We start from the raw sequence: 17,299 nt of genomic DNA, 5'->3' as shown, positions 1-17,299 counted from the left end.
CATGGCCGCCTATATTGCCCGTCGCATCTTGCTGATGCTCCCGACCCTGCTCGGGATCCTCTTCATCTCCTTCGTCGTGGTGCAGTTCGCGCCGGGCGGTCCGGTGGAGCGCGTCATCGCGCAATTGACCGGCGCCGACACCGGCGGCACCTCGCGGATTTCAGGCGGCAGCGGTTCGGATTTCGGCGCGCGTCCGCCGGGACAGGTCGGATCCGGCGGCGAGCTGAACTCGAAATATCGCGGCGCGCAGGGGCTCGATCCCGCCTTCATCAAGCAGCTCGAAAAGCAGTTCGGCTTCGACAAGCCGGCGCCGGAGCGGTTCGCGCTGATGGTCTGGAACTTCGCGCGCTTCGATTTCGGCAAGAGCTATTTCCGTGACACCAGCGTGCTGCAGCTCATCAAGGAGAAGCTGCCGGTGTCGATGTCGCTCGGCCTCTGGATGACCCTGCTGACCTATTTGATCTCGATTCCCCTGGGGATTCGCAAGGCGGTGCAGGACGGCTCGCGCTTCGACGTCTGGACCTCCGCCGTGATCATCGTCGGCTACGCCATTCCGGGCTTCCTGTTCGCGATCCTTCTGATCATCCTGTTCGCTGGCGGCTCGTTCCTCAACATCTTCCCGCTGCGCGGGCTGACCTCGGATGGCTGGTCGGACTTCCCGTGGTATTGGAAGATCATCGACTATTTCTGGCATCTCACGTTGCCGCTGGTGTCGATGGCGCTCGGCGCCTTCGCGACCATGACGCTGCTGACCAAGAACTCCTTCCTCGACGAGATCCGCAAGCAATATGTCATGACGGCGCGCGCCAAGGGCTGCAGCGAGAACCAGGTGCTGTACGGCCACGTCTTCCGTAACGCCATGCTGATCGTGATCGCCGGCTTTCCCGGCACCTTCATCCACGCGTTCTTTTCCGGCTCGCTGCTGATCGAGACGATCTTCTCGCTGGATGGGCTCGGCCTGCTCTCGTTCGAGAGCATTCTCAATCGTGATTATCCTGTCGTGTTCGGCAATCTCTTCATCTTTTCGCTGCTTGGCCTCGCGATCAACCTGGTCTCGGACCTGACCTACATGTGGATCGATCCGCGGATCGACTTCGAGGCGCGGGAGGTCTGATGACGATCACGGCCCCCCCTCCGGTCGAGACCACGGCGCCGTCGCCGCTCGGCGCGGCCGTGCCGCCGACGCGGCATCGCTTCCGGCCGTCACCGCTCAACCAGCGCCGCTGGCAGAACTTCAAGGCCAACCGCCGCGGCTACTGGTCGCTGTGGCTGTTCCTGTTTCTGTTCGTCGTCTCGCTGTTCGCCGAGCTGATCGCCAACGATCGGCCGTTCCTGATCAAGTTCGACGGCCACCTGTACTTCCCGGCGTTCGTCACCTATCCGGAAACGGCATTCGGTGGCGACTTCGAGACCGCCGCGGACTATCGTGATCCGTATCTGCAGAAGCTGATTGCGGACAAGGGCGGCACGGTGATCTGGCCGCTGGTCCGCTACTCCTACGCCACGCACAATCTCGATCTGCCGACGCCGGCGCCATCGCCGCCGACCTGGATGCTGACGGAGGCACAGTGCAAACCCGTGGTCGAGAAGAAGGGGCTGAAGAGCTGCCGGGATCTCGAATACAACTGGCTCGGCACCGACGACCAGGGCCGCGACGTCGTCGCACGGCTGATCTACGGCTTCCGCATCTCGGTGTTGTTCGGCCTGTCGCTGACGTTCTTCTCCTCGATCATCGGCATCGCCGCCGGCGGCGTGCAGGGCTATTTCGGCGGCTGGGTCGATCTTCTGTTCCAGCGCTTCATCGAGATCTGGAACGCCATTCCCTATCTCTATCTGCTCCTGATCTTGTCCGCGGTGCTGGTGCCCGGCTTCTTCACGCTGCTCGGGATCATGCTGCTGTTCTCATGGGTCTCGCTGGTCGGCCTGGTGCGGGCTGAATTCCTGCGCGGCCGCAATTTCGAGTACATCCAGGCGGCGCGCGCGCTCGGCGTCTCCAATGCCGTCATCATGGTCCGCCATCTCCTGCCGAACGCGATGGTCGCGACCATGACGTTCCTGCCCTTCATCGTGTCGAGCTCGGTGATGACCTTGACCGCGCTCGACTTCCTCGGCTTCGGCCTGCCGCCGGGATCGCCGTCGCTGGGCGAGATGCTGTCGCAGGCCAAGTCCAACGTGCAGGCGCCGTGGCTCGGTCTCACCGGCTTCTTCTCCGTCGCGATCATGCTGTCGCTGCTGATCTTCATCGGCGAGGCCGTGCGCGACGCGTTCGACCCGCGCAAGACGTTCAGGTGACCGACATGGATGCGATCAGCCAGCCGCTGCTCTCGGTCAGCGATCTCTCGGTGGCCTTTCATCAGCAGGGCCGCCTGTCGACCGCCGTCGACCATGTCTCGTTCGAGATCAAGCGCGGCGAGTGCGTCGCCCTGGTCGGCGAGTCCGGCTCGGGCAAGTCGGTCAGCGCGCTGTCGGTGCTGAAGCTGCTGCCCTATCCGGTCGCCTCACATCCGTCGGGCAGCATCCATTTCAAGGGCCGCGATCTCCTGCCGTTGTCCGAACGCGAGATGCGCGAGATCCGCGGCAGCGACATCTCCATCATCTTCCAGGAGCCGATGACCTCGCTCAATCCGCTGCACACGATCGAGCGGCAGATCGGCGAGATCCTGCAACTGCATCGGCCGATCTCGAACAGTGCGGCGCGGACGCGCACGCTCGAGCTCTTGACCCAGGTCGGCATTCCCGAGCCGGAGACGCGGCTCGGCAGCTATCCGCATCAGCTCTCCGGCGGCCAGCGCCAGCGCGTGATGATCGCGATGGCGCTCGCCAACGAGCCGGCTCTGCTGATCGCCGACGAGCCGACCACCGCGCTCGACGTCACCGTGCAGGCGCAGATCCTGGCGCTGCTCGCCGATATCCGGGCACGCCTCGGCATGAGCCTTCTGTTCATCACCCACGATCTCGGCATCGTCCGCCGCATCGCCGATCGGGTCTGCGTCATGAACGGCGGCAAGATCGTCGAGCAGGGCCCGGTCGAGCAGGTGTTCACCGCGCCGGCTCATCCCTACACCAAGGCGCTGCTCGCCGCCGAGCCGAAGCCGGACCCGGCGCCGCCGCGACCCGATTCGCCGGTGGTCATGCAGGCCAAGGATCTCAAGGTCTGGTTTCCGATCAAGCGCGGCTTTTTTCGCTCGACCGTCGGTCACATCAAGGCCGTGGACGGCGTCAGCCTTGCCGTGCGCAAGGGCGAGACGCTCGGCGTCGTCGGCGAATCCGGCTCGGGCAAGACCACGCTCGGGCTGGCGCTGCTGCGGCTGATTTCCTCCGACGGCCTCATCGTCTTCCTCGGGAAGGAGCTGCAGGGGCTGTCCTTCAAGGAGGTCCGCCCGTTTCGCCGCGACATGCAGATCGTGTTTCAGGATCCGTTCGGCGCCTTGAGCCCGCGCATGTCGGTCGGCGACATCATCGCCGAGGGACTGAGCGTGCATCAGCCGAAACTGACGGATGAGGAGCGCGAGGCCAAGGTCGTCAAGGCGCTCAAGGAGGTCGGGCTCGATCCGGAGACGCGCTTCCGCTATCCGCACGAATTCTCCGGCGGCCAGCGCCAGCGCATCTCGGTGGCCCGCGCGGTCGTGCTCGAGCCGAGCTTCGTCGTGCTGGACGAGCCGACCTCGGCGCTCGACATGCTGTTCCAGTCGCAGATGGTCGATCTCCTGCGCGATCTGCAGCGCAAGCGCGAGCTGACCTACATGTTCATCTCGCACGATCTGCGCGTGGTCGCCGCCCTCGCCTCCCATCTGATCGTGATGCGCAACGGCAAGGTCGTGGAGGAGGGGCCGGCGGTCGAGCTGTTCAAGGCGCCGAAGACCGACTACACCCGCGCGCTGTTCGCGGCGGCGTTCAGGAACGAGACGGCGGAGAATGGGACGGCGGCGAGCTAGATGTCGCTTGTCGGCAGCCACTCTGCTGCAACTGATGGCGCGAATCCGGAGAGCGTGCCGTGACTGATGCTCCAGGACGTCCAGAATGGATTTCTGGAACCACGCATAAGGATTGGCTGCGTGACGGCTATCGCGTCACCGAAGAACAATGGGCTGATCTCGATTGGAATCGCGCCTGGGTCGATATGGGTCCGTCGCCGGCAGGCAACCTTGGCCCCTACTGGCACGTCCCGCTCAAGAGCGGAGAGACCGTGCACAGGCTCTATCCGAGGCTGCCCTCGAAATGGCGTCGTTTGGTGCAGCAGGCCATCGTCGAGTTGAGCGCATCGGGAAAGAGCGAGCGGCCTTAGGAAACGCACTTGCGAACGTCGACAAAGCTGCTGGGGGATCACCTCTGGTCAGTTCAGGTCATCGGTCGTACCGTGGAGCCGATCAATGGGTCCGGAATGGGCCAAGACGAATTTGATACATTCGCGCGTCTCCAACCTGCATCGGCGCGATCCTGCGATCGAGAGAGGCCGAAGCAAACGGAAGCAATAGGAATGTCCGGCAGGGACACGGTTCGTTGGACCAAGGGATATACGCAATCCGAGCTCGACAGGGCGCAACGTCGATTTGGGTTGGTCTTTCCTCCCGATTTGATGGCGCTTCTGAGACGAAGGCGGCCGACGAATGGACACGACTGGACGGACGATCGTGCGATAAGACGAGCGCTTGAATGGCCGTTTGAAAGTCTTCGTCACTCTGTCGAGAACGGACAATTGTGGTGGTCGGAATGGGGAAGGCTACCTTTGACCGCACGCGCCCGGGAAGAGGCGCTTCGGGAAATCGTGTCCCGGGCGCCAAAACTAATTCCGTTGATTGCTCACCGATATTTGCCTGAGCAGCCGCATGAGTCAGGTAACCCGGTCTTTTCGATCTACGGCGTCGACGCCATCTACTATGGTGCCAATCTGAACGACTATTTCGAACGAGAGTTCACGGGCTGGAGCAGCAAACCCTGGCCTCCGCAAGTCAAGCACATTCCGTTTTGGTCCGACCTCGTCGAGCGATTTGCGCAGGACACAAACACATCGTGATTCCGTCAGTGTAGCTCAGCGCGTTTGCGGGCCACGAGGACCCTATCGTTCGCCCCCGTGGCATGGAAAATGATTTCCCGACGGGCCGTGTCTGCGAAAGCCCGTCCAGCCCCTCCTGAAAAAATATTTCTGTTTCTTATTTTCGGAAATCGTGCATGCTCCGCCCCGTCCTGCCCCACGAGAGGGACGTACGCGTCGTCAGCGATTGCCCGAGCGGGGTGCCGTAGCGCTCCGATTGCTGGAGCGCGAGGCAGACCGACTTCACGCGAGGCGCAACGCCGCGCCATCAACCGACTGCGCCAATCAGCGCCATCAGGATCGACACCTCATGACCGCACAACCGCCATTCTGCAAAGCTGCTCGTCGTGCCCGCCGCTCATCGACCGGCCCGGTGGAATGCGCCCAAACGTCCATCTGTCGTCGTCAATCCGCCGACAATTGATCGCTTGCCACGCCATCCACCGCTCATTCACCCGCCGCGCCATCGTCGCGAAGCTCGCTGCACCATTTCGAGCTCAATCAGCCGGCTCGCCTGCAGCGCTCAAGTCCCCATAGAGCCTGCCGCACCAGTCCTGCCCACCATGCGCGGTTTCCTCCTTTGGAGGCTTTCGGACGCCGGCCGCCCGAATATGCCGCGCCGTCAATCATGCTGCCGGCATCCGAAACCCTTCACAGCAGCGGAATTGCGCGCTGCACAAATCGAGACCTCGGGCGTCGATGCATATCTTCGCTATCGGAGCGTACTACTGGCGAGCCTGCTGAATTCTGGCCTTCAGCGTGGCAAGTCCGACCGCGCCGACGATGACATTCCCGCCGATGACATAGCTCGGCGTCCCGTTCAATCCCAATTTCTGCGCAAGATTGCCGCTCTCATCGAGGCTTTGGCGCACCTCCACGCTGTCCATGTCCTTTTCAAGCTGAGCAACGTCGAGACCGATCGTCTGCGCGATGGCCAACGCGCGCGCCTTGTCGGCGGGTCCGCTGCTTTGGAGAAGCCGCTGATGAAAGTCGAGGTATTTCGCGCCCGTCGGGTCTTGCATGCGTACCGCTACCGCGACGCGCGCCGCCTCCAGCGAACCGGGGCCGAGGATCGGAAATTCCTTGAGCACGATCTTGAGCTTGGGGTCGCTCTTCAACAATTCGAGTATATCGCCGAGCGCACGCTTGCAGTAGCCGCAGCTGTAATCGAAGAACTCGACCAGGGTGACATCACCCAGCGGGTTGCCGAGCGTGACCTGGTGCGCTGACGCGAACAAGGCCGGCGCATTTTGCTTCACCAGTGCAGTCTTGTCGGAACCGGGCGCTGCCGCCGGCGTCGCGGCTTGCCGCTTCTTGATCAGGTCGGAGATGGCCTGTTGCACGGCCTCGGGGTGCTTGGCGAGGTAGTCCTTCACGACCTGCTCGATTTCTTCGGGATGGGTCGCTATATAGTCCTTGACGATCGCCTCGATGTCGCTGCGCGAACTCTCCGCTCGGCCGGGCTGCACGCAAAGCAAAGACAGCGTGAAGACGGCAGCCGCCGTGGCAACGCTACGGATCAAATTGGTCATCGGTCATCCTCCATATGGCTGCCGACTTCCGCAGTTGGCGTGCAGTAATGATTTGCGAATTCGTATCCTCATGCATCGCTGCTTCCTTCATCGTCGCGGCATCATCATGCCGGGCGGGGGGGCCGGTCTGAACCCCGGCATGCGCGGCGCAAATCGGCCGGCCGGCCGGCAGCGCGCGCCAAGCGGCCCCGGAACCCAACCGGGGGGGCAGACGATCGGGCGACCGACATCCGGCGCCCGCCGGTCCCGCGTCACCCCCGGTTTGCGTGCCACGCACACGCCGTTGGCATTGCGCCGCTCACCAGGTTGGCACGTCGTCGGCAGCTTCGGAATCACGGGGACGACCGTGGTGGACTTCTTCTCGATCTTCTTGGAGCACTGGCTTCGATCCTTTGGGTCGACCGGGGCCGCGCAGCACTCGCCGCTCGTCGTCAGATTCGCGGGCGCGCAGCATTTGCCATTCGCAGTCGGCAAGAAGCCCGAGGCGCAACACTGTGAAAGTCTCGGCAGCCAGTGCAGCGGTATGCATAGCGTGCCGTCGGGGCTCGCAATCTGGCCGGCCGGGCAGCACTGTCCCTTCGACGTCGCCTGGCTCTTGAGACAGCACTTGCCGGCGATCTTCACATAGCCGGGCGCACAGCAGCTGGGGCATTTCCAGTCCGGAATTTTCGGCTTCAACGGATCGCACACGCCGTTCACCACGGTCGTCCCGCAGCAAAGTTGTTGGCCAATCGGGCCGGAATAGATCTGGCTGTTCTCGCAGCATTCATTGTTCGGGCCGATCGCCGTCTGGTTGACGCCGCACATCGGCTTGGCGATATCAGTCGACGGATTGTTGTTCGAACAGATGCCCCTCGGCTGCAGGTCTTTGGGCGAGCAGCATTGGCCATTGACCAGAACATTGGGCGGGGCGCAGCTCGACGCGCAGCTCTTGGTCTTGATGATCCAGATCTGATTGGGCGGACAAACCGATCCGTCCGAACCGCAGACATGGGTCTTGCAGGTCTGCAGACCCGGCGGCTTCGGCATGCCGGCGGGAGGCGGCGCGCCGGCTGGACGCGGCGCAAGCCGTATCTGTGCGGCTTCCCTTGTACACGCGCGCAAGATGGCGATATCTCCCATGTGCCCGCGAGCTGATAGATCGGGCGGCGCGTCGGCATAGTCGATGAAGTAACTGAGCAGCGGTGGCTCATCGCCGCGGCGGATGCGCCAGATCGGATTCCCCTGCAGTCCGTCGATCGCAAGCGCGTCGTTCTGGCCGAGTTGAGCCACGAGCTTGGGATCGGTGGCGTGGCGCAATTGTTCGCCGGTGGTCCAGACGAAGCCGCCGCAGGAGGCCGGATTCATGGTACCGCCCATGTCGTAGCTGTAGCCGATCGCGACGCCGCCATTGCCATTGCGGAAACGTTCGGGGAATCCCACCGCATATTCGTCCGGCAAGGGCTGCCAGATCGGCTGCTTGATCTCAGTGACACCAATCAGCGTATAGCGCAGCACGCGGCCGATCGACGGCGCGGACAAGGCCTCGAAATCCTGCGCCCCGGTCGGCGCCGGCCGCTCGGCCAAAAACATCCGTCCCTCATCGTCGAAAGTAATCCTGGAGATCTCGGTGGGGCCGGCGGCGGACGGCGCGACGACTTCGATTCTGGCGTCCGCACCGAACGAGCCGTTCGCGTTGAGCCCGACCGACCACACCCGCAGGCCCTCGGCGACCGCGTAGTAGAGCCGGCGGTCGCGAATGGCGAGGCCGAACACTCGCCGATCCGGTGCCGCGTAGCCCCAGGTCTCGGGCTGCGCGCTGTCGAATTGAGGATTCGTAATATCGACGCCTGGCCCGGCCGGCGCCGGCGTCGTCGGAAGTCCCGCGGCTGCGTTGCCGGCGACGCCGTGATCATAGACACCGAGGTCGACGCCGTTCGGGCCGAAGCGATGGATCAGCCCGGTCTCACGGTCGGCGACGAACAGAGACTTGGTCGCCGGATCATAGGCCAATCCCCCGAGCGCCGCGCCCGAATTGGCCTTGTCGCCCGTGGTGACATTCGCGAACAGCGTCACCGCGCCGGTGGCGCCATTGATCTTCCAGATCGATCCCGGGCCGCCGCCCGGACCCCATTGTGCCGGCATGAAGGTCGCGCCGTTAGTCCCGAGCCTGACATGTTGCGGTCGACCTTCAGGTCCCGGCGCGACGATCGAGAGACCATAGGCGGATGTCGCCGCGACGTAAATGTTGGCGGGGGAACTGTCGTCCAGAGCGACGCCAAACACCTGCCCGATCGACTTCGCGCTGACGGTGAACGGCTTCGGCGCACCGACCAATTGCGCCTGGGGCGGACCGCCCATGCGTCTCAGATCGACGATGCGCAGTGACGGCCCTCCAGGATCGATGATGGTCCGAACGTCGGGATCCTGACCGGGCTCGATCTCGAACGGGCGAATAGCCCCGGAGAATCCGGTGACTGCAGCATCGCCGGGGGTGTAAACGCCGGGCGGCGTTTGCGCCGACGCGGGCCCCCCGAGTGCGAGAGGCAGGATCAGCAGCCAGGCGAGGCGCCGCATCGCACGGACGGCGGCTGTCAAGGACGTCTGTCGGCCAAGCTCGATCATGTCGGTCCGCCTCATTTCGGCTGCTTGGGCCGTGGCTCGCAGGAGCCGGTCTTGACGTTGGGCACGGTGTCCGGCGGGCAACATTCTCCACAATTGGTCATCTGCGCGGGATTGCAGCAGCTCCCGTCAAAGGCCATTCCCTGGCTCTTGTCGGAGCAGGGCGTGACACAGGGGCTGTTCTTGTTGCCGCCGAGTCTTGTCTGTCCGGCCGGGCAGGCCGCGGGCGGACACATGCCGTAGGGCGCAAAGCCGAAAGCCGCCATCTGGTTGGTGTCGTCGCACAGGCACTCGGAGAGCCCGTCCGACTTCAACGCGCCGGGATGGGTGTCCTTCGGGCAATCGCACGAGAACACGTACTTGCTATCGCCGGATCCGGGGTTGGGGACCTGTTGCCAGTGCGGCACCATCGGTTTCGGACAGGTGCAGTAACTGCTCCCTGTGTGGCAGGCATAGGCGCCGGGATCCGTGACCACCAGCGTCCCGTCGCCGGTTTCCACCATGCCCACGCCATATCGATCGTATTGATCCTGATAGACGCCTTTGCTGGAAGGGCTGAAGATCGAGCCGGGACCGCCGATGCCTTGACATTCCGGGTACCTCCACCACTCCATGTAATGTACTTTTTCGCACGTCGCGTTGATCGCGGCGCATGTGGCTTGAACAGGCGGAAGGACCTCGCAATCGCCGCAGGACTGCATGCCAAGCTTTTCCTGCCCCCAGCACAGCGCCTCCTGAAGACATGAGCCGACTTCGGAACCCAATCCAACGGTGCTCTGCTCGCTCTTGCAGGCGCATTTCACGACGTCTGCGGCCGCGCCAACGGCTGCGAGCTCCTTGGAAAGATCGCCGAGAACATTTTCTGCGATCGCGTTGCCAAAGATCGTGTTCAGCTTGCTGACGACTTGGTCGGCGTTGCCCTGCGCCTCTGCGCAGAATTGATTGACCAGGGCTTGCCCTTTCCCCGTGTCCGACCCTGACAAGGCGACGCCGCTGAGTGCTGCGGTCAGTGCAATCGCTGCGTAGCGGCTTGCGTCATTCTCATAGACCGACTTGCACACATATGCGGCGGACAGCGTCCCGATAAAGGCATCCGCGATGTCTTCTGGACTGCAGCCGGCCCGCGCCGGCGACGCCAGCAGAATCATCGCGGCGACGATGGCCGCTCCTTGAACCCGCCAGCGTCCTGCGCGCCCCATGATCCGCCCCTCTGTCGCATCAACGTGGCCGTTCTTCTCAATGTGGCCGTTCTTCTCAATTCCAGCCTTGCGCTAGATCAACAGAGGCGACGGCAGCCGCGCCATCAACCGACTGCGCCAACCAGCGCCATCAGGATCGACACCTCGTGACCGCACAACCGCCATTCTGCAAAGCTGTTCGTCGTGCCCGCCGCTCATCGACCGGCCACGGTGGAACGCGCCTCCGCACCAGTCCTGCCCACCCATGCGCGGTTTCCTCCCTTGGAGGCTTTCGGACGCCGGCCGCCCGAATATGCCGCGCCGTCAATCATGCGGCCGGCATCCGAAACCCTTCACAGAAGCGGCAATCGTCTGCCGGGCACCAATCTGTCGCTATACTCTCGAGATCGGGCGAATTACCAAAAGCGCCGACAGTCAGAATCTCAGATCTCTTGGGCTGCGGCGAGAACCCACGCGATTGCGGGTGATTTGGCCGACGGGCGCGGTCCGCTTACGCCTGTCCAGTCCTCTCGCGAAAAATATTCATCTTTCTTTTTTTCGGAAATCGTGCATACTCTGCCCCGTCCTGCCCCACGAGAGGGACGTACGCGTCGTCACGGACGTCGGGTGCGGGATGCGATGGCCGCGATGATGTTGCAGTGTGCATTCGCGCACCGACGAACGGTGTCATGCGGACGGCGAAGTCGTGTGGTCCTGGCGCCCCGATGCTGGCGTCAAGGTCGCGGGAGCCGATGAGGCCTGCGGCCGACAGGGGCAAGAAAGCCGGTCCCTGGGGAGATCACGAAGTAAGTCGCAAAACATCGCGCAGGGAAGGCCGGATGTTCGGCCCGTACCTGTGGTGACTACCGCGTGCTTGTTGCACGCAACCACGGGTGCGGTCGGCACCCGGCCTTCCCTGCGCCCTCTCATGTTTTCGAGGGCGGATGATTGCGCAAAGCTCGGGCCCATGAGGCCGCGAGAATGCCGACGCTCGTCCTCATGCTGTTTGAGATGTGAAGCTTGATGATGGCTTGATGCACGGCCTGATGAGAGCCGCTGCATACTCCGATGCTCGCTGCCTGATCATGGCACGTCGTCATTGCGAGCGCGGCGAAGCAATCCAGACTGCCGCCGCTGAGAGATCCAGGGTCGCTTCGCTACGCTCGCAATGACGGAGGAGAGAGAGTGTCTCTCTCTGTGCTCATGTGCGCGATGCGCCACGGGCCGCGAACGAGTCGCGATATTTGTTGTTCGTAGGGTGGGCAACGGCGCATGGCGAGCTGGCTGCGCCAAGTGCATCTGTTGCGTGGCGCCGTGCCCACCGTTCGAACCACGCGCTCGTATCTATGACGGTGGGCACGTCACGATCCGCGACGCTGGCGCGTCGCCGATCGCGCCTTTGCCCACCCTACGATTTCAATCGAGCCGCTTGATCGCGAGCACGTCGCTGCCGCCGGCCTGGATGCGCGCGATTGCGCCGCGCGTCGGCTCGATCCGCGTAGCCATATGAAAGGCGTTGGCGTGGACGATCGTGTCGGCATCGCGCACGATCGCGACGTGCCCCTTCCAGAAGATGAGATCGCCGCGACGAAGCTGCGCACGTTCTTGGTCATCGAGCACGCGCCCGAGCGCTGCGAGCTGCATGTCGCTGTCGCGCGGGCACTCCATGCCTGCAGCATTCAGCGCGACCTGCACCAGGCCGGAGCAGTCGATGCCGAGGCTGCTCTTGCCGCCCCACAAATAGGGCGTACCGACGAAGCGCTCGGCGGCGGCGACGTAGTCCAACTCGACATGATCCAGCCCAACAACGTGCTGCTTCGGCACGAACCAGCCATCCGCCGTCACCACGAAGCTGGCCTCCTCGCGCGTCACGGCGATGGTCGATCCCATGAGCAGCGTCTCGACCGGCGGCAGCTTGATCGACGGACCGGGGAACGCGAAGCTGCGCAGCGCGCTGATCTTGTGCGTCGGTGCTGCGGCGGGCGCCGCCAGCGCCGACTCCGGCAGCCAGCCGACATAGCCGTCGGCGGCGAGTTGGCCCCAGGCCCAGCCCTCGCCGTTGCGATCATAGATCGTGACGCGCTCGCCCCTCAGCGCCTGCGTCGCCAGCTCGGCGCCGGAGAACGGCTGCTGGCGCAGCGGGGCGATGGAATCGGCGACCACCAGCATCTCGCCCTCGACGAAGCGCGCGGCCGTCACTTGGCCTTCGAGATGCTTGGCCGCGATGTCGCCGCGCGCGGGCGTGAGGCGCGGATCAGCCATAGCGTTCGCTCAGAAGCTTGTAGAGCGCGCGTGCGGCCTGGCACTCGCCGCCTTCGGGCCGGCCCGGCTTGGCCGACGGCGTCCAGGCGAAGATGTCGAGATGCAGCCAGCTCCTCGCGTGCTCGACGAAGCGCTGCAGGAACAGCGCGCAGGTGATCGAGCCGGCGAAGCCGCCGGACGGCGCGTTGTTGATGGTCGCGACCTTGGAGTCGAGCCACGAGTCGTAGGGCGCCCACAGCGGCATGCGCCACAGCGGATCGTTCTCGGCGGCAGCGCAGCGCGCGACATCGGCTGCGAGCGCCTCGTCCTGGGTGTAGAATGGCGGCAAATCGGGACCGAGCGCGACGCGCGCCGCGCCGGTCAGCGTGCCCATGTCGATCAGCAGGTCGGGCTTGTCCTCGTCGGCCAGCGCCAGCGCGTCAGCCAGGACCAGCCGGCCCTCGGCATCGGTGTTGCCGATCTCGACCGTGATGCCCTTGCGCGAGGGAAACACGTCGAGCGGACGGAAGGCGTTGCCGGCGACCGCGTTCTCGACCGCTGGAATCAGCACGCGCAGATGCAGCTTGAGCTTGGCATCCATCACCATCTGCGCCAGCGCCAGCACGTTGGCGGCGCCGCCCATGTCCTTCTTCATCAGGAGCATGCTGCTCGACGGCTTCAGGTCGAGCCCGCCGGTGTCGAAGCAGACGCCCTTGCCGACCAGGGTCACCTTGGGATGTGATGGATCGCCCCAGACGAGCTCGATCAGGCGCGGCGCGCGGGTCGAGGCGCGGCCGACGGCATGGATCAGCGGATGGTTCGCTTGCAGCAGGTCGTCGCCGACGATGCTGGTGAAGCGGGCGCCGAAGCGGTCGGCGAGCTGCTTTGCAGCGGCCTCGAGCTCCTCGGGCCCCATGTCGTTGGACGGCGTGTTGACGAGGTCGCGCGCCAATGTCGCCGCGTCGGCAAGTCGGTTCAGCTCGGCGGCGTCGACGCCATCCGGCGGAACGAGGCGAACCTCCGGCGTCTCGGTCTTGCGGTAGCGGCCGAAGCGGTAGCTGCCGAGCGCGAAGGCGAGCGCCGCCAGCCGCGCATCATGGGGAGCATTGGCAAAGCGGTAGGTGCCCGCAGGCAGCAGGCCGGGCAGGGCGCCGGGCCGGAACAGATCGCGGTGCCCGGCGTCGTCGTCCTCGATGCCGAACAGGACCTGCGCGATGCGGCCGTCGGCGGCTGGCAGCGCCAGATAGCTGCCGGGCTTGGCGGTGTAGACGTTGGCCTCGGCGAAGTTGCGCGCTTCAACCGACAGGCTCTCCTTGATCCCCGGCCAGTTCGCCTTCGTCACGAAGGTGATCGGGATGGCGGACGTTGTGGAGGCGGTCTCGAACATCGACGGCATGCCTAATGGTTCCCTAACTGGCGCGCGGCAGCCAGACTTCGCAGAGTTTGGAGGCCGCTGCAATCGCGCCGGCCGCATCGCCTGCAAGCCGACGCAAATGTGACGGCTGCGCCTGGAACACGCCATTAACCGGCTGTTAGCGTTAACAGTTTATTGCTGGCGCGTTCAATTCGCCCGTTCGAGTCCAAGTGACATGCGTCAAGCGCCTCCCATTCCCCGGCTCCTCGCGTCCGTTGCCCTCGCCGCGCTCGTCGCTGCGGGCCTCGGCGGCTGCCAGACCATGTCCGACGTCACGGGCTCGCTGCGCAGCCGGGCCGAGCCGCCGCCGCCCGCGACCCCGCAGCGCGCGGTCGAGGTCTATGGCGAGCGCTACCGCGCCAACCCGAAGGATGCGGCCATCGCGCTCGCCTATGGCCAGGCGCTGCGCAACAACGGCCAGCGCGAGCAGGCGGTCGCCGTGCTCGAGCAGGCCACGCTCGCCAACGCCGGCAACAAGACCGTGCTCGCGGCCTACGGACGTGCACTCGCCGACAACGGCAATTTCAAGCTGGCGTTCGACGTGCTGTCGCGCGCGCACTCGCCCGACAATCCCGATTGGAAGCTGCTGTCGGTGCAGGGCACCGTCTTGGACCAGATGGGCCGCCACGACGAGGCGCGGCGCTATTACGACAGCGCGCTGAAGATCGTGCCGGGCGAGCCCTCGGTGCTGTCCAATCTCGGCCTGTCCTACATGCTGACGCGGGAGCTCCCGAAGGCCGAGGAGGTGCTGCGCCAGGCCTACGGCTCGCAGCGAGCGGACGCGCGGGTGCGCCAGAACCTCGCGCTCGTCGTCGGCCTGCAGGGACGCTTCGCGGAGGCCGAGCAGATCGCACGGGCCGATCTGCCGCCGGACGAGGCCGCCGCCAACGTCGCCTATCTCAAGCAGATGATTCAGGGGCAGAGCCAAGGCAAGGGCAAGGCGCGCAACGCGGCGCCGATGGCCGCGCTCAACCAGCCGGACTGACGGCGTGCCCTATCGTGTCGCGCCCGTGAGCAGGCGGCGGCATGTGTCGACGAACACGTCGGCGCCGGTGACGATGTCGGCGTCGGCGGTATTCTCGGTCCAGTGATGGCTGATGCCGCCGATCGACGGCACGAACAGCATGCCGGCCGGCATGATGGTGGCCAACACCTGCGCGTCGTGCCCGGCGCCGCTCGGCATCCGCAGCGACTTGCCGCCGGCGAGATCGCGGCTGGCGGCCTCGATCGCATCCTGGAACGTGCCGTCCATCATGGCCGGCGCGCCGGTGCGGATGCGCTCGACCCCGACCTGACAGGGACCTGCTTCGGACGCCTGCGTGGCCATCTCACGCAGCAGCTCTTCGAGCCGGTCGACCACGGCGGCATTGTCGTCGCGGATCTGGAACAGCATCTCGGCCTGGCCGGGGATGATGCTCGGTGCGCCCGGATCGAGCGTGATGCGTCCCGTGGTCCACACCGTGCGCGGGCCGCAGGCGGCCGGAAAGCGCGCATCGATCGCCACACAGAACTTGGCGAGCGCGAGCCCGGCATCCTTGCGCACCGCCATCCGCGTCGTGCCGGCATGGTTCTGCTCGCCGGTGAAGGTGATGCGGTATTGCCAGATGCCGACGATCGAGGTGACGACACCGATCTTGAGCCCGCTCGCCTCGAGCGTGTCGCCCTGCTCGATATGGGCTTCGAGATAGCCGATATGCCGGCCGCGCTCGGCCTGCAGGCGCGGCCGTCCGGCGAGGCCCATCTCGGCAAGCGCCTCGCGCATCGTGCGCGGGCTGCTGCGGTCGCGGGCAGCATCGATTTCGGCCTCGCTGACGTCGCCGACATAGGACCGGCTGCCGAGCATGCTGCCGAAGTGGCCCTCCTCGTCGCACCAGGAGGCGACCTCCACCGCACCGTTGATGGACGGGTCTGGATTGAGCACGCGCGCCGCCTCCAGCGCGTAGATGACGCCGAGCGGGCCGTCGAGCCAGCCGGCCTGGTTCTGGCTCTCCAGATGCGATCCGGCCAGCAGCTTGCGTCCCGGCTTGGCGCTGGTGCCGAGCACATTGCCGATGCCGTCGATATCAGGCGTCAGCTGCGCGTCGGGCAGGCGCTCGGCGAGCCAGGCCAGCGACTGCCGGTGGGCGTCGGAGAAGGTCGGCCGGTGCACGCCGGTCTTGTAGGTGCCGAAGGCGCGCAACGCGTTCAGATCGGCGAGGACGCGGGCGCCATCGGCGCGGCGGAGCTTGTCGGACATCAGGCGGAGACCTCGATCATGCTCAGCCTAGCTTCCAGGGTAGAGCCGCGACCGCAAGCGAAATTTCTCGCGAGCGGTCTACGTCTACTGCATGGCCGCGACCTTGATGCCGGTCGGTCCCAAAATGACCACGAACAGCACCGGCAGGAAGAACAGGATCATCGGCACCGTCAGCTTCGGCGGCAGCGCCGCGGCCTTCTTCTCGGCCTCGTTCATGCGCATGTCGCGATTTTCCTGCGCCATCACGCGCAGCGACTGTCCAAGCGGCGTGCCGTATCGCTCCGATTGCTGGAGCGCGAGGCAGACCGACTTCACGCCCTCCAGGCCGGTGCGGCGGGCGAGGTTCTCATAGGCGACCTTGCGGTCCTGCAGGTAGGAGAGCTCCGCGGTGGTCAGCGTGAACTCCTCCGACAACGCGATCGACTGGCTCGAGATCTCGATCGCCACCCGGCGGAAGGCGGCCTCGATCGACATGCCGGACTCGATGCAGATCAGCAGCAGGTCGAGCGCGTCGGGAAAGGCGCGCTTGATCGACAACTGGCGCTTGGAGATCGCATTGCTGAGGAACAGCATCGGCGCCTGCAGGCCGAGATAGGCCATGCCGACGCAGATGCCGATCTTGACCGGCATCGACTTCTGCAGATGCGCGATCACGAAGACGTACAGCACGGAGCCGACGAACAGCACCAGCGGCGTCACCATGCGCGCGAACAGGAAGGTGATGTAGGGCGCCTGGCCGCGGTAGCCCGCCATGATGAGCTTCTCGCGGGCCGCTTCCTGGGCGAGCCATTTGGTGAGGTTGAAATCCTCCACGACACGAGAGATGAGCTGCTTCGGCGTCTGCCGCAGCGAGACCTTCTCGCCGGCGTTCAACCGCTCGCGTTCACGCTGCTTGATCCGCTCGCGTTCGCTGGCGACCGCCTTCATGCGCTTGTTCAGGTTTTCGCCCGCGAACAGCGGCATGATCAGCGTATAGACGGTGGCCGTCGCCGCGATGGCGGCGAAGAACATCGTCATGAAGTGCGGGTCGTGCAGCTTGGTGACCAGAAAGTCGACCATGGTCCA

Annotated in this window: 13 protein-coding genes; 6 read left to right on the top strand and 7 right to left on the bottom strand. The window is 65.0% G+C overall.

Going from position 1 to position 17,299, the window contains the following annotated elements:
• Position 1 precedes the first annotated feature (1 nt).
• The 5 genes from QX124_RS10280 (at position 2) to QX124_RS10260 (ending at position 5,014) form a co-directional block, all read left to right on the top strand.
• Positions 2–1,114 carry a microcin C ABC transporter permease YejB gene (locus QX124_RS10280; RefSeq protein WP_315734646.1) on the top strand — a complete coding sequence of 371 codons (1,113 nt, stop codon included), beginning with the start codon at positions 2–4 and terminating at the stop codon, positions 1,112–1,114.
• Complete coding sequence (locus QX124_RS10275) at positions 1,114–2,292, top strand: ABC transporter permease (protein WP_315797073.1); 1,179 nt, start codon at positions 1,114–1,116, stop codon at positions 2,290–2,292. The genes QX124_RS10280 and QX124_RS10275 overlap by 1 nt, the downstream gene beginning before the upstream one ends.
• 5 nt (positions 2,293–2,297) lie before the next feature.
• Positions 2,298–3,935: an ABC transporter ATP-binding protein gene (locus tag QX124_RS10270; protein WP_315797161.1), complete on the top strand. Its 1,638-nt coding sequence runs from the start codon at positions 2,298–2,300 to the stop codon at positions 3,933–3,935.
• Between the two features lie 59 nt (positions 3,936–3,994).
• The gene (locus QX124_RS10265; RefSeq protein ID WP_315775487.1) at positions 3,995–4,285 is read left to right on the top strand and encodes a hypothetical protein; all 291 of its coding nucleotides are present in this window, start codon (positions 3,995–3,997) and stop codon (positions 4,283–4,285) included.
• A gap of 441 nt (positions 4,286–4,726) precedes the next feature.
• Positions 4,727–5,014 carry a hypothetical protein gene (locus tag QX124_RS10260; RefSeq protein WP_315775486.1) on the top strand — a complete coding sequence of 96 codons (288 nt, stop codon included), beginning with the start codon at positions 4,727–4,729 and terminating at the stop codon, positions 5,012–5,014.
• 743 nt (positions 5,015–5,757) lie between these two features.
• On the opposite strand, the gene QX124_RS10255 is transcribed toward QX124_RS10260, so the two are convergent.
• From QX124_RS10255 to QX124_RS10235, 5 genes are all read right to left on the bottom strand, one after another.
• Complete coding sequence (locus tag QX124_RS10255) at positions 5,758–6,564, bottom strand: DsbA family protein (RefSeq protein WP_315734642.1); 807 nt, start codon at positions 6,562–6,564, stop codon at positions 5,758–5,760.
• A gap of 87 nt (positions 6,565–6,651) precedes the next feature.
• Positions 6,652–9,141, bottom strand: coding sequence for a hypothetical protein (locus QX124_RS10250; RefSeq protein ID WP_315797072.1), 2,490 nt, complete (start codon positions 9,139–9,141; stop codon positions 6,652–6,654).
• Positions 9,142–9,179: 38 nt separating this feature from the next.
• On the bottom strand, positions 9,180–10,364 hold the full coding sequence (locus QX124_RS10245) for a hypothetical protein (protein WP_315797071.1): 1,185 nt from the start codon (positions 10,362–10,364) through the stop codon (positions 9,180–9,182).
• 1,395 nt (positions 10,365–11,759) lie between these two features.
• On the bottom strand, positions 11,760–12,605 hold the full coding sequence (locus QX124_RS10240; RefSeq protein ID WP_315797070.1) for a C40 family peptidase: 846 nt from the start codon (positions 12,603–12,605) through the stop codon (positions 11,760–11,762).
• The gene (locus tag QX124_RS10235; protein WP_315797069.1) at positions 12,598–13,980 is read right to left on the bottom strand and encodes a leucyl aminopeptidase family protein; all 1,383 of its coding nucleotides are present in this window, start codon (positions 13,978–13,980) and stop codon (positions 12,598–12,600) included. The genes QX124_RS10240 and QX124_RS10235 overlap by 8 nt, the downstream gene beginning before the upstream one ends.
• 193 nt (positions 13,981–14,173) lie before the next feature.
• Between QX124_RS10235 and QX124_RS10230 the strand changes: the two genes are divergently transcribed.
• Positions 14,174–14,983 (top strand): tetratricopeptide repeat protein, encoded by an 810-nt coding sequence (locus tag QX124_RS10230; RefSeq protein WP_315753449.1) that lies wholly within the window; start codon positions 14,174–14,176, stop codon positions 14,981–14,983.
• Between the two features lie 9 nt (positions 14,984–14,992).
• Here QX124_RS10230 and QX124_RS10225 read toward each other — a convergent pair whose 3' ends face one another.
• A complete protein-coding gene (locus QX124_RS10225) occupies positions 14,993–16,234 on the bottom strand; it encodes a Zn-dependent hydrolase (protein WP_315797068.1) in 1,242 nt (413 codons plus the stop codon).
• A gap of 84 nt (positions 16,235–16,318) precedes the next feature.
• On the bottom strand, positions 16,319–17,293 hold the full coding sequence (locus QX124_RS10220; protein WP_315775479.1) for a type II secretion system F family protein: 975 nt from the start codon (positions 17,291–17,293) through the stop codon (positions 16,319–16,321).
• Positions 17,294–17,299: the final 6 nt, after the last annotated feature.

This window comes from Bradyrhizobium sp. SZCCHNRI3043 (assembly GCF_032377735.1).
Lineage (GTDB): Bacteria > Pseudomonadota > Alphaproteobacteria > Rhizobiales > Xanthobacteraceae > Bradyrhizobium.
Note: the sequence above shows the minus strand (reverse complement) of the source record. Positions and strands in the feature narration are given on the sequence as shown.

Coding starts and splice junctions, on each gene's coding strand:
- QX124_RS10280 (WP_315734646.1), top strand. CDS start 2: ATGGCCGCCTATATTGCCCGTCGCATCTTGCTGATGCTCCCGACCCTG.
- QX124_RS10275 (WP_315797073.1), top strand. CDS start 1,114: ATGACGATCACGGCCCCCCCTCCGGTCGAGACCACGGCGCCGTCGCCG.
- QX124_RS10270 (WP_315797161.1), top strand. CDS start 2,298: ATGGATGCGATCAGCCAGCCGCTGCTCTCGGTCAGCGATCTCTCGGTG.
- QX124_RS10255 (WP_315734642.1), bottom strand. CDS start 6,564: ATGACCAATTTGATCCGTAGCGTTGCCACGGCGGCTGCCGTCTTCACG.
- QX124_RS10245 (WP_315797071.1), bottom strand. CDS start 10,364: ATGGGGCGCGCAGGACGCTGGCGGGTTCAAGGAGCGGCCATCGTCGCC.
- QX124_RS10240 (WP_315797070.1), bottom strand. CDS start 12,605: ATGGCTGATCCGCGCCTCACGCCCGCGCGCGGCGACATCGCGGCCAAG.
- QX124_RS10235 (WP_315797069.1), bottom strand. CDS start 13,980: ATGCCGTCGATGTTCGAGACCGCCTCCACAACGTCCGCCATCCCGATC.
- QX124_RS10230 (WP_315753449.1), top strand. CDS start 14,174: ATGCGTCAAGCGCCTCCCATTCCCCGGCTCCTCGCGTCCGTTGCCCTC.
- QX124_RS10225 (WP_315797068.1), bottom strand. CDS start 16,234: ATGTCCGACAAGCTCCGCCGCGCCGATGGCGCCCGCGTCCTCGCCGAT.
- QX124_RS10220 (WP_315775479.1), bottom strand. CDS start 17,293: ATGGTCGACTTTCTGGTCACCAAGCTGCACGACCCGCACTTCATGACG.